We start from the raw sequence: 11,413 nt of genomic DNA, 5'->3' as shown, positions 1-11,413 counted from the left end.
ACCTCCAGGCCCAAAGCCGCCCGACAGGCGAGAAACGGAGAACCGGCATGCCCGAGGGCTATGACGTGCTGCTGAGGGACGGCGGCATCGCCCGCGTACTGCGTCCCTGACGGTCCTGCTCACCGATGGGAGGTATTGCCATGAGCTCCGACAGGTTGCGACGCAAGCCGTACGAGAAGGAGCTGGTCCGGCTGCAGACCGAGCTGGTCAAGCTGCAGGAGTGGGTGAAGGCGGAGGGCCGGCGGGTGGTCGTGGTCTTCGAGGGGAGGGACGCCGCGGGCAAGGGGAGCACGATCAAGCGGGTCACGGAGTATCTCAACCCCCGCGTGGCCAGGATCGTGGCCCTGCCCGTGCCCACCGAGCGGGAGCGGACCCAGTGGTATTTCCAGCGATATGTCGAGCACCTGCCGGCCGCCGGGGAGATCGTGCTGTTCGACCGGAGCTGGTACAACCGGGCCGGGGTGGAGCGGGTGATGGGGTTCTGCACGCAGGAGGAGTACACCCGGTTCCTGCACCAGTGCCCGATCTTCGAGCGGCTCCTGGTGGAGGACGGGATCCTGCTGCGCAAGTACTGGTTCTCAGTGAGCGACGTCGAGCAGGAGCAGCGTTTCCGGGCCCGGCTGGCCGACCCGATACGGCGGTGGAAACTGTCGGAGATGGACCTGGAGTCGATCACGCGGTGGGAGGAGTACTCGCGGGCCAAGGACGAGATGATGGTCCACACGCACATTCCCGAGGCGCCGTGGTACCAGGTGGAGAGCGAGGACAAACGGCGGGCCAGGATCAACATGATCTCGCATCTGCTGTCCACGATCCCCTACCGGGAGATGCGGCGCCCGCCGCTGGAGCTGCCACCTCGGCCCGCCTCGACCGGTTACCGGCGCCCGCCGCGCATGGAGACGATCGTGCCCGATGTGACCGGAGAACTGTCCTGAGGCCCACCGGAGACCGGCGGCTCCCGCGAGGAGCACCAGATGCTCACAGGTCCCAACGGGGTTCGTCGCTCTCCCGTACCAGCCCGTCCGCCCCGAAGATCAGGTACCGGTCGAGGTCGTCGGCGAACCAGCGGTCGTGCGTGACCGCCAGCACTGTCCCCTCGAACCCGCCGAGCCCGGCCTGCAACGCCTCCGCGCTGGCCAGGTCGAGGTTGTCGGTCGGCTCGTCGAGCAGCAGCAACGTCGCCCCCGACAGCTCCAGCAGCAGGATCTGCAGCCGAGCCTGCTGCCCTCCCGACAGCGTCTCGAACGCCTGCATGCCCGCCGGGGCCAGCTCGTACCGGGCCAGCGCCGCCATGGCGTCGTTCCGGCTCAGCGCGAACTTCCCGATGATCAGCTCCGCGACGGGCCCGCGCAGGTCGGGCCGCAGGTGAGTCTGGGCGAAATGGCCGGGGACGACCCTGGCGCCGAGGCGGACCACGCCGTCGTGCGCGATCGGCTCACCGGCCAGCAGGCGCAGGAAGTGCGACTTACCCGTGCCGTTCAGGCCGAGCACGCCGACGCGCTCGCCGTACCGGATCTCGGTGGAAAAGGCCGCGAGCAGCCCGCTCAGCTCCAGGTTCTCGCAGGTCACAACCCTCTTTCCGGTACGTCCTCCGCGCAGCCGCATGCGCACGTTCTGCTCCTTCGGCGCGCGCCGCGGCGGCCCGGCCCGCTCGAAGCGCTCCAGCCTGGAGACGGCCGACCGGTAGGCCCCCGCCAGGGCGTCGTTGTTCGCCGACCGCTGCCGCAGCGTGTGCACCAGACGCCGTAGCCGGGCCCGTTCGTCCTCCCAGCGCTGCCGCCGCTCCTCCAGGCGCTCGCCGCGCCGCCTGCGGGCCTCGGCGTACCCGGCGAACCCGCCGCCGTGCACCCACACCTCGTGTCCCTCCACGGTGATGACGCGATCGGCCGCCTCGGCCAGCAGGCGCCGGTCGTGCGAGACGAGCAGCACGGTCTTGGCCGACGCGCTGATCGCCCGTTCCAGCCACTGCTTGGCCCGCACGTCCAGGAAGTTGTCCGGCTCGTCGAGCAGCAGGATCTCGTCGGGCCCGCGCAGCAACGCCTCCAGCATGAGCCGTTTCTGCTCCCCGCCCGACAACGTCGCCAGGCTCCGGCCGGCCACCCGCTCGTACGGCAGGCCGAGCGCCTCGGTCGCGCACACGTCCCACACGACCTCCAGTTCGTAACCGCCCACGTCGGCGTAGTCGGCGACGGCCTGGGCGTAGGCGAGTTGCCGTGGCTCGTCGTCTCGCGCCGCGATGGCCGCCTCGGCCCGCGCCAATTCGGCCGCCGCCGCGCGCACGGGACCGGGCGCGACGCTGAGCAGCAGGTCGCGCACGCTGCCCGTGCCCAGGAACTGGCGCATCACCCCGATCCCGCCGGCGCTCGCGATCCGGCCGTCGTCGGGCCGGAGGTCTCCCGCGATGAGCCGCAGCAAGGTGGTCTTGCCCGCGCCGTTGGGGCCGACGAGCGCCGCCCTGGCGCCCTCGCCCACCTTGAACGACGCCTCCAGCAGCAGTGGCCGCCCATCGGGCAGGAGGTACGTCAGGTCGCTCACCTCGATATAACCCACGGTCCATTACTAGACCATCGATCCGGTCCTCGTCCAACGTATTATCCTGACGTGGACAACGTGTGGCTGCGCTCCCCCAAGGACCCCAAGCCGAGGCTGACGCTGGAGCGGATCGTGACCGAAGCGGTGGCGCTCCTCGACGAGGAGGGCGTGGGCAAGCTGACCATGCGCCACCTGGCCGAGCGGCTGGACACCGGCTCCACCACGCTCTACTGGCACGTCAAGACCAAGGAAGACGTCCTGGACCTGGCCCTGGACGCGGTGTTCCACGAGGTGGCGCTCCCCGGGCGCGAGGGCGACTGGCGTGCGGCGGTGCGGAACCTGATGGCCGGCTGGCGCGCCGCCCTGCTGCGTCATCCGTGGTCGGCCACCATCCTCGACCGCCCGCTCATGGGCCCGAACGCCCTGGCCCGCACCGAATCCCTCTACCGGATCCTGGTGGCGGCGGGCTTCCCCGACCCGCAGGCCGCCCACAGCCTGTCGAACTACGTCATGGGCTCGGTCACCATGCAGGTCACCTGGCAGGAACGCGAGCACCTCGACATGGGCGCGTTCCTGCGGGAGCGCGCCGACCGCTATCCGGCCCTCGCCGAGCACGGCCTGCACCACGACTGGGACGCCACGTTCGCCAAGGGCCTGAGCTACCTCATCCGCGGCATGGAACACGACCTCGGCCGACCCGGGTGAGCCACCCCCGGCCGCCTCAGCCCGCCGCGACCTCGAGGACGAGCTTGCCCGTGGAACCGCCCGACTCGATGCGGCGATGCGCCTCCGCCGCCCGGTCCAGCGGCAGGGCCTCGACCCGCACCCGCAGGTCCCCGCGCGCGGCGGCGGCCACCGCCCGGCGCAGCGCCTGACCGGCCTGTGCGGGGAAGGCGGCGGAGAAGGCGGCCAGGTTGAACCCCGAGACCGTCCTGTTGGTGAACCACAGCTCGTTGGCCGGGATCCCGACGTCCTCGGCGCCGGAGGCGTTGCCCATCACCACCATCCGGCCCATGGGCGCGAGCAGGTCCAGGCCGGCCCGGCGGGCCGTGCCGCCGACCATGTCCACCACGACGTCGAACGCGCCGCTCCCGGCCACCTCCGTACGCAGGACGACCTCGTCGTACCCGAACGACCTGGCCGTCTCGATCTTGGCGGGGCTGCCCACGGTGCCGACCACGCGGCCCGCGCCCAGCAGCCGGGCGGCCTGGCCGAGCTGGCTGCCCACCCCACCGGCGGCCGCGTGCACGAGCACGCTCTCCCCGGGCTCGATGCGGGCGACCCGGTCGAGGACGAGGAACGCGGTGGTGCTGTTGGACGGCAGCGCCGCCGCGAGCTCCGGCCCCAGTCCGTGGCCGTCCAGCGGGACCACCAGTTCGGCGGAGGTGGTCACCACCTCGGCGTAGCCGCCGCCGTCCACGATGGTCAGGGCGGCGACCGGCTGCCCCACCCGCAGGCCCTCGACGCCGGGCCCGAGCGCGCGGACGCGTCCTGAGACCTCGATGCCGGGCACGAACGGCAGGGGCACGTCGACCACGCCCTGCCGGTAGAGGACCTCGGCGAAGTTGGCGCCCGCGTACGCCACGTCGATGGAGACCTGGCCCCGTCCGGGCTCGGGAAGCTCGACCTCGTCGAGGCGCAGGACGTCGGGACCGCCGAACTCGGGGATGGTGATTGCCTTCATGCCGTAAAGCCTGCCGGGACGGCCGCGGGCCGGGCAGTGTCAGCTCATCCCGGGTGTGCCACCACCAGGCTCGCCACCTTCGCCGCGGTGTCGGTGTCGGGGTGCGGCGTGTGCAGCACCACGTTGAGGTCGGCCCGGTCGGGGAGCCGGAACAGCGAGTACTCGAAGGTGAGGTCGCCGGCCTCGGGGTGCGTGATCGCCTTGATCCCCTGGGACCGGGAGCGGACGTCCGGACGTGCCCACAACTCGGCGAAGTCCGGGCTGGTCGCGCGCAGCTCGTCGGCGATCCGCCCGAAGGCCGGGTCGTCCGGGTACCGGGCGGCGGAGGCGCGGAAGTCGCCCACCATGTCGGGGGCGAACTCGTGCCATTCGGTGAACCGGCTCCGGTAGATCGGGTGGGTGAAGAACGCCGTCATGCAGTTGTGCACGTCGTCGTCGAATCCGAAGATCCGTCTGGCCGCGTCGTTCATGGCCACCAGGTTGTAGTGGCGGTCCAGGACGTGTGCCGGGGCGGGCATCCAGGCGTCCAGCACCGCTTGGAGCTGGTCGTTGACCGGCGTGCCCGGCTGGCCCGCGGGTTCCGGGGGGTTCAGCCCGGCGAGCACGTACAGGTGCGTGCGCTCGGCCTCGTCGAGTAGCAGGACGCGGGCGACGGCGTCGAGCACGGCGTCGGAGACCTTGATGTCGCGGCCCTGCTCCAGCCAGGTGTACCAGGACACCCCGACCCCGGCGAGCACCGCCACCTCTTCCCTGCGCAGCCCGGGAGTGCGCCGGCGGCCCGCGGCGGGCAGGCCGACGGTCTCGGGGGTGAGCGACTCCCGCTTGGCGCGGAGGAATTCCTTGAGCTGGTCGCGGCGGTTTCGGCTGGCGGTCACACCACACGATAAGGCAGTTCCCTCCCCCCGGCGTCCGCGCGTCAACGGGCTTTCGCGGCCACCCATGCCTCGACGCCGTCCAGGAACCGGTCCACGCCGAAGCTGAGTGCGCCGGGCAGCGATTCCTCCTCTTCCGGGGGGCCGGCCGCGGCTTCGGCTGCGTAGACGGCCGCCAGTGCGGGGTAGTCGCGCGGGTCGATGAGTTCGACGAGCGCCCGCGCCACTTCGCTCTCGCGGTGGGGGATGCCGTCTCCTGTCTTGTGCGCGCTGGTCATGTCCGCGCTGATCTGCGCCACGCCGCGGACGACCGCCGTCAGGTGCAGGGCCGCCGCCCGTGCCTCGCCACCTGCCAGGCCGGCCTTGAGCAGCGGACGCAGCAACTGGTCGAGCCACGCGAGCTGGCGCGGCCCGATGGGGGCGTGGCCCAGCGAGACGTGCAGGATCCAGGGACGCTGCTGGAAACCGGCCCAGAGCGCGGCGACCCATCGGCGGACCGCGCGCCGGAAGTCGTCCGTGTCGTCGAGCTCCGGCGGCTGCCCGGCGGCGACGTCGGCCACGACCTCCAGCAGCAGGTCCTTGCTGGGGATGTGGTTGTAGATGGACATCGTCGAGTAGCCGAGTTCGGCGGCGATCCGCTGCATCGACAGCGCCTTCACCCCGTCGGCGTCCGCGATCCGGACCGCGGCCTGCGCGATCCCCTCGACGGTGAGCTGGGGCCGGGGACCGCGCCGGCCCTCGGCACGCCCCGACCACAGCAGCGTGAGGCTGCGCTGGAGGTCCGGCTCCTTGCTGTCGTTCGTCACCGCGCCATTCTAAACTACGTATAACGTACATAATTCTGTATGTTATACATAGTTTCATGACCTCGATCGAGAGCCTGACCCGAACACCCACACCCCGCCGCGCGGAAGCCTGGTGGCGGCGTCCATGGATGGTGCCGCTGGCACTGGTGGTCGTGGTGTTCCTCGGCTTCTCCGTGCCGCCCTACCTGACCTTCGACCCGTCGCTGTCCCGCCTGGAACCACCGCCCGGCAACGACCTCTACTACCCGTTGCTGGTCGCGCACGTCCTGTTCGGCACCGTCGCCATGACCACAGCCTGCTTCCAGATCTGGCCGGCGTTCCGCGCCCGGCACCGGCGCGGGCACCGCATCACCGGCCGGGTCTACGTCTTCGCCGGCGTCTTACCGGCAGGCGTGCTCGGGCTGTACATCGGCTGGCACACCGCGGCGGGCCCATCGGTGCGCGTGGCCAACCTCGTGGGCTCGGCCCTCTGGCTCTTCGTCACGATCGCCGCGCTGCGGATGGCCCGGCAGCGCCGTTACGGCGACCACCGCAAGTGGATGTCACGCAGCTTCGCGCTCGCCATGTCGATCGTGCTGAGCCGGATCGTCAACGTGGTGGCCACCATCGTGCTGACGCCGCAGGTGGACACGACCTTCCTGGGCAGCGCGGACCTCATGACCCACAGCGCCGCGAGCATCGGCGTCTGGCTCAGCCCGCTCGTGCTGTGGGTGCTCACGGACTGGCTGCTGGAACGCCCCAGACGAACCAGACGCCCGGCCGCGCAGCCCCCCGGCTCGTAGTCGATCGCCCACAGGCGACCCTGTTGACGGTTCCCCCGCACCTTGCTGTGATCACAGATGGCCCACCTTTACGATCAAGATCGGCCGGTGTTCGGCTAGGGGGATGAGTGGACGGTCTTGCCCGGATACCGCTGGACGGTGGCGGGACGATCCTGTTCGAGAGTGTGCCGCCACCGGGCGACGGCCCGGTCAAGGCGGGGCGGGTCACCGACACGGTCCGCGAGTTGCCGCAGACCCTGCGCGCCACCGCGTACATCAGCGGCGCCGAGCCCGACGCCGCGTGGCGGCAGGACCGCCGCCAGTCCGTCGTCTTCAGCCTGATGTTCGGCGCGTCGTTCGGTCTGGTGAACGCGGCGGGAGCCCGAGCCGGCGACTACACCACCGGCCTGGGGGTGCTCCTGATCTTCCTCAGTATCGGCCTCGCCTTCGGCCTCGGTGCCTTCGTCGCCGTGTCGGACGTCGCGCTGGCCAGCCTGACGTTCCTGCAACTGAGGCTCCGAGGCCACTTCCCCGTCCGGGGGATGCGGTTCCTCAAGGACGCCCACGGCCGTGGCATCCTGCGCGCGGAAGGACCCCGGTACCAGTTCCGCCACGCCCTCCTGCAGGACAAGCTCAGCTCGGAGCCCACCCGGGAAAGCTGATCGACCAGAGCTCGGCCGCGATGTCCGGGTAATGCCCGGTCAATTGCCTGGTCCCGCGCCGCCCGGGAGCCCAGACTCGTTCGGGCGCGGATCCCCTCGGTCCGATCCGGTCCGCGCCTTCTTGCTCACCCACGAAACCAGGGAACCACTCATGAGGAAATTCCTCCTTACCTTGCTCAGCGTCGGCATGACGGCCGGCGCGCTGGCCGTCATGACCCCGCCCGCGTCCGCGGCGGGCAGGTGGTGCAACGCCAGCACCTGCATCAAGACCTACGACGTCGGCACGTGGCACGGCCGGGTCGAGGTCCAGATCATGGTCAGCGCGAACATGACGGTGCACGGACGGGTCTGGAACTCCCGCACCGGCTGGGCGGTGAACACCCAGGTCGAGAGCTTCACCCGCACCCGCACCTACATCGGCTACACCTACCCCAAGCGGAACTTCCCCGCGGGCTCGAAGCTCTGCGCCCAGGGATACCAGCACCTGGGGGGCAGCAACTACCGGACGCTCGGCCTGCCCTGCGTGACCGTCACCAGATGACCGCCCTTGCCCGCGTACGGGTCTACGCGGGCATCACAGGTCGTCGGTGACCTGGAAATCCCTTACTTTCAGCCCGTCGGTGCCCTTGGTGGTCAGTTTCGCGTTCCAGCCGTCGTTGACGGTCAGCTCTCCATCCACCTCCAGATCGGAGTCGATGTGGAGAGTCTTGTTGAACGACACTCTTTCGCCGAAGGTTGCCACATCGGTGTTACCGCCATGGCAATAGATGTTCATGCCGTTGCCCGCCCATACGGTGTCATTGGCCCACAGGATTCCGTCCACGTCGATCCGGGATTTGGCGGCGATTTTTCCGGTGACGGTCAATTCGCTCAGGGTGGGATTGTTGATGGTGATGGCGAGCGTGGCGTACTGGTAGACGGGGCGGAAGCCCGGGGTGGATTCCTGGGTTTCGGATGCCTGCAGCGTGAAGGTGGTGTCGTTGAGGATCCTGCCCGGCGGGACGGTCCAGGAGGTGGCGGGGCCTTCGTGGAGGGTCGTGCCGTCGCCGTCGTAGAGCTGGAAGTAGCTGCCGTTGCTCTCCCAGGTGAGACTGATCTCGGCGCCGGCGTTGAACTTGGTCCGGGGAACGGTCGGCTCGTCCGGGGCGACGGCCAGGAAGCTGTGCAGATAGAAGGCGGGTTTCGCGGTGTCCCAGGTCAGGTCCTGGGGCGTTTTCCGGGCGTATTTGCCGCTGGTGGTGCCGGAGGTTTCGGTGGTCGGGCAGGCGAGTTCACTGCCGGGGGTGGCGGCGACGTTGCCGGTGATGCTGATGATCAGCGGCGTGTCGATGAGGTCGAAGCCCGGAATGGGCGGGGCCTGGAAAACGACGTGGTAATAATTCGTCGCCGGGTCGAGGCCGAGTTCCCGCCCACTCTTCACCTGGGCGGACGCGGTGCCCCATTTGCCGGTGATCGAGGATTGCGGGTTCTCGGTGAAGTACGCGCCGCCGTCGTCGGGCGCGCTGACCGGCACGGCGACGTCGAGCTCGTCGCAGTAGATCTGCTGGGCAGCCGGGCTGGAGACGGTGATGTCGATCGTGTTGGCAGCCGGCTTGTCCGGGGTGCCCGCCTGGAGCGGCGCGGTGCTGGTGCTGTAGTGCAGCAGAGGGGCGTCGGGCATGGGCGTGGCCTCCTTGCGGGCGAGTTCTCACCCGGGCGTCCGAGGGATGGGGGTGACCTCGATGCGTGGCGACGCACCCCCAGGAAGATCACTCCCTAGATCCAATCGCCCGGGGTTGGAGCGTGACAAGAGCTGCCAAGGAAGGGAGAAAGAGCCGCTTTGGTGACGTCCTCGGCATCTTGACAGGCCCGAGGACATCAAGAAGCTCGCGACGCGGGGACATCGGATATAATTGATCATGCGTCGGCCTCCTTCCAGCCCGACGCTTTTTTTATGTCCACCGAACTCACCCAGCAGCGCGCTCACGGGCGCCTCTTCCACGCCATGATCACGCATCCGCACGGTGACCAGCTCCTGCCGCTGGCGATGCTCCGAGATCGCTACCCAGACCTCCACACGCGTCACGTCGCCAAATACACCGGCCGGGAGCACCGTCTGGGTGAACGCGTGATACCGCTCGAGTGCACCTGGGCCGACGTGGTCTTCCTCGCCCCGCTCAACCCCACGGTGTTGTTCGACGCGGTACGAAGTGCCGGGCTGCGCATGGGCGACGTCCCGGTCTGGACGCTCGACGCCGCGCGGCTCGACCCGGCACGATGCTGCATCAGGCTCATGCGCGTCACACCGGGAGCCCGAACCACCGACCCCGGCACCGAGGACGACTATCTCCCACTCACAACCGCCACGCTCCGGGCGGTCTCCGAGGTGACCGACCGCGCTCTTGAGCGGCTCCGGAACCTCGGCCCCGACGAGCCGCTGCTGCCGTGGGGCGACGTGCCGCACGTTCTCCACCGCGGGCCGATAGCGCTCGACCTGTTCCGGAAACCGCCTTCGCCTGCCTCGCGTTGTCTTCCGGAGGGCTTCGGTCGTTCGGGTCCGGCGGCGGCGTCAGAAGGCTCCTAACGGTCCCGCACCCGCATCAGGAGTTTGCCGGGGCTGTTGGTCGAGGTCATGACGCCGCGTACCCAGGCTCCGGGTACGGGTTCCAGGCGCCATCGGCTCGCGACCGTCGCGAGCACCGTCGTCATCTCCGTGCGCGCGTAGGAGTCCCCGATGCACATGTGGCCGCCCGCGCCGAAGGGGACGAACGCGCCGCGCGGCACCTGCGGCCGGTCGGGAAGCCAGCGGTCGGGGTCGAACCGGACCGGGTCGGGGAAGTAGCGCGGATTGCGGTGCAGCACCCAGGCGCTGAAGATGAACTCGGTGCCGCCGGGGAAGCGGTGACCGCCGAGTTCGACCTCGGCCGTCGCCCGCCTGGTCGTCATGCCTCCGGGGTTGCGCATCCGCAGGGCCTCGTCGATCACCCGGCGGGTGTACGGAAGCTCGCGCAGCGCCTCGGGGGTGAGGGCGCCGGTGAGCGTGTCCCGCAGTTCCCGCTGAAGTGCCTGGTCGACGGCCGGGTTCTGCCCGAGTTCGTGGAAGAGCCAGGCCAAGCCTCCGGCGGCGGTCTCCGTTCCGGCCACCAGCAGGGTGATCAGCTCGTCGTGGACCTGCTGGTCGGTCATGGTCTCGCCGTCGCCGTCCTGGGCCTGGAGCAGCATCGACAGAAGGTCCTGCTGCTCTTCCCGCGCTTGCCCGCGCCGGGTGCGGATGAGGCGGTCGATGGCGGTGTGCAGGCGCCGGTTCGCCTCCGCCAGGCGCCGGTTGCCCGGGGTGGGGATCTTGTGCCACAGGTTGGTGGGGTCGAGCACCCGGGTGTACGCCCCCCGCAGGACGACAGGCATGGCGCGGCGGATGTCGGCGACGAGGCCCTCGTCGAGGGCGGTGGAGAACAGCGTGGCGGTGACCACGGCGAGGGAGAGGGCGTGCATCTCGTGCGTGACGTCGATGATCTGGCCGGGCTTCCACGACGCGGCCCGCTGCTCGGCCAGGCGCGCCATGATGTCGACGTAGTGGGCGATCTGGTGGTGGTGGAAGGCGGGCTGCATCATCCGCCGCTGGCGCAGGTGGAACGGGCCCTCTGAGGTGGCCAGGCCCTGGCCGAGGTAGTCGTGCAGCTTCTCGAAGGAACGGCCCTTGGCGTACCGGGCCGCGTCGGTGACCAGAACCTGATGGACCAGGTGCGGGCTGACCAGGACGTAGCTCGGTTTCGGGCCGAGGTGGACCGCCACCAGCGGGTCGTAGGCGGTGAGGGTGTCGAGGAACTCCAGTGGCCGCCGCCACAACTGGAGGGCGTGGCCGAGCACAGGAAGACGTCCGGGCGCAGGCGGTGGCGGAGTGCGGGTGGCGCTGCTCAATGTCGCCCCTTCGGCAGACGGGCAGGGAATCGCTGTGGCATGTCGCGAGCGGGTGTGGCGATGCCGGGTGAGGAGGTGGCGGGGTCCGCCCGTCTGCCACGTTGTGCCCGCTCGCACGGAGTTCTAGTCCCGATGTCGCCTGGTCGGCCTGACGGCGGTCCGCCAAGCCGGTGAGGACGGCAACCGGGCACCTGCCGGA

General features: G+C 70.0%; 12 protein-coding genes. 6 read left to right on the top strand and 6 right to left on the bottom strand.

Annotation, left to right across the window (positions count from 1 at the left end):
• Nucleotides 1–140: 140 nt before the first annotated feature.
• Nucleotides 141–935 carry a polyphosphate kinase 2 gene (ppk2, locus tag FAF44_RS34145; protein ID WP_237107462.1) on the top strand — a complete coding sequence of 265 codons (795 nt, stop codon included), beginning with the start codon at nucleotides 141–143 and terminating at the stop codon, nucleotides 933–935.
• Between the two features lie 43 nt (nucleotides 936–978).
• On the opposite strand, the gene FAF44_RS34140 is transcribed toward ppk2, so the two are convergent.
• A complete protein-coding gene (locus FAF44_RS34140) occupies nucleotides 979–2,550 on the bottom strand; it encodes an ABC-F family ATP-binding cassette domain-containing protein (protein WP_237107461.1) in 1,572 nt (523 codons plus the stop codon).
• 51 nt (nucleotides 2,551–2,601) lie between these two features.
• On the opposite strand from FAF44_RS34140, the gene FAF44_RS34135 reads away from it, so the two are divergent.
• Nucleotides 2,602–3,237 carry a TetR/AcrR family transcriptional regulator gene (locus tag FAF44_RS34135; RefSeq protein ID WP_237107460.1) on the top strand — a complete coding sequence of 212 codons (636 nt, stop codon included), beginning with the start codon at nucleotides 2,602–2,604 and terminating at the stop codon, nucleotides 3,235–3,237.
• A 16-nt stretch (nucleotides 3,238–3,253) separates the two neighbouring features.
• Here FAF44_RS34135 and FAF44_RS34130 read toward each other — a convergent pair whose 3' ends face one another.
• From FAF44_RS34130 to FAF44_RS34120, 3 genes are read right to left on the bottom strand one after another with little or no spacing between them, the layout of a single operon-like run.
• Nucleotides 3,254–4,216 carry a zinc-binding dehydrogenase gene (locus tag FAF44_RS34130; RefSeq protein ID WP_237107459.1) on the bottom strand — a complete coding sequence of 321 codons (963 nt, stop codon included), beginning with the start codon at nucleotides 4,214–4,216 and terminating at the stop codon, nucleotides 3,254–3,256.
• Between the two features lie 44 nt (nucleotides 4,217–4,260).
• Nucleotides 4,261–5,091 (bottom strand): helix-turn-helix transcriptional regulator, encoded by an 831-nt coding sequence (locus FAF44_RS34125; protein WP_237107458.1) that lies wholly within the window; start codon nucleotides 5,089–5,091, stop codon nucleotides 4,261–4,263.
• 41 nt (nucleotides 5,092–5,132) lie between these two features.
• Complete coding sequence (locus tag FAF44_RS34120; RefSeq protein WP_237107457.1) at nucleotides 5,133–5,894, bottom strand: TetR/AcrR family transcriptional regulator; 762 nt, start codon at nucleotides 5,892–5,894, stop codon at nucleotides 5,133–5,135.
• Between the two features lie 56 nt (nucleotides 5,895–5,950).
• Between FAF44_RS34120 and FAF44_RS34115 the strand changes: the two genes are divergently transcribed.
• The 3 genes from FAF44_RS34115 (at nucleotide 5,951) to FAF44_RS34105 (ending at nucleotide 7,858) form a co-directional block, all read left to right on the top strand.
• The gene (locus tag FAF44_RS34115; RefSeq protein WP_237107456.1) at nucleotides 5,951–6,676 is read left to right on the top strand and encodes a DUF2306 domain-containing protein; all 726 of its coding nucleotides are present in this window, start codon (nucleotides 5,951–5,953) and stop codon (nucleotides 6,674–6,676) included.
• Between the two features lie 107 nt (nucleotides 6,677–6,783).
• The gene (locus tag FAF44_RS34110; RefSeq protein WP_237107455.1) at nucleotides 6,784–7,317 is read left to right on the top strand and encodes a hypothetical protein; all 534 of its coding nucleotides are present in this window, start codon (nucleotides 6,784–6,786) and stop codon (nucleotides 7,315–7,317) included.
• A gap of 151 nt (nucleotides 7,318–7,468) precedes the next feature.
• Nucleotides 7,469–7,858 carry a hypothetical protein gene (locus FAF44_RS34105; protein WP_237107454.1) on the top strand — a complete coding sequence of 130 codons (390 nt, stop codon included), beginning with the start codon at nucleotides 7,469–7,471 and terminating at the stop codon, nucleotides 7,856–7,858.
• A 33-nt stretch (nucleotides 7,859–7,891) separates the two neighbouring features.
• On the opposite strand, the gene FAF44_RS34100 is transcribed toward FAF44_RS34105, so the two are convergent.
• Entirely contained in the window at nucleotides 7,892–8,977 is a 1,086-nt protein-coding gene (locus FAF44_RS34100) for a hypothetical protein (protein WP_237107453.1), read from the bottom strand.
• A gap of 273 nt (nucleotides 8,978–9,250) precedes the next feature.
• Here FAF44_RS34100 and FAF44_RS34095 point away from each other — a divergent pair, with 273 nt between their 5' ends.
• A complete protein-coding gene (locus tag FAF44_RS34095) occupies nucleotides 9,251–9,880 on the top strand; it encodes a hypothetical protein (RefSeq protein WP_237107452.1) in 630 nt (209 codons plus the stop codon).
• On the opposite strand, the gene FAF44_RS34090 is transcribed toward FAF44_RS34095, so the two are convergent.
• Nucleotides 9,877–11,214 carry a cytochrome P450 gene (locus tag FAF44_RS34090; protein ID WP_237107451.1) on the bottom strand — a complete coding sequence of 446 codons (1,338 nt, stop codon included), beginning with the start codon at nucleotides 11,212–11,214 and terminating at the stop codon, nucleotides 9,877–9,879. The two genes, FAF44_RS34095 and FAF44_RS34090, sit on opposite strands and share 4 nt — an antisense overlap.
• Nucleotides 11,215–11,413 lie beyond the last annotated feature (199 nt).

Origin of the sequence: Nonomuraea sp. MG754425 (genome assembly GCF_021699195.1) — a bacterium.
Taxonomy (GTDB): domain Bacteria; phylum Actinomycetota; class Actinomycetes; order Streptosporangiales; family Streptosporangiaceae; genus Nonomuraea.
This window is presented reverse-complemented; position numbering and strand designations above follow the sequence as displayed.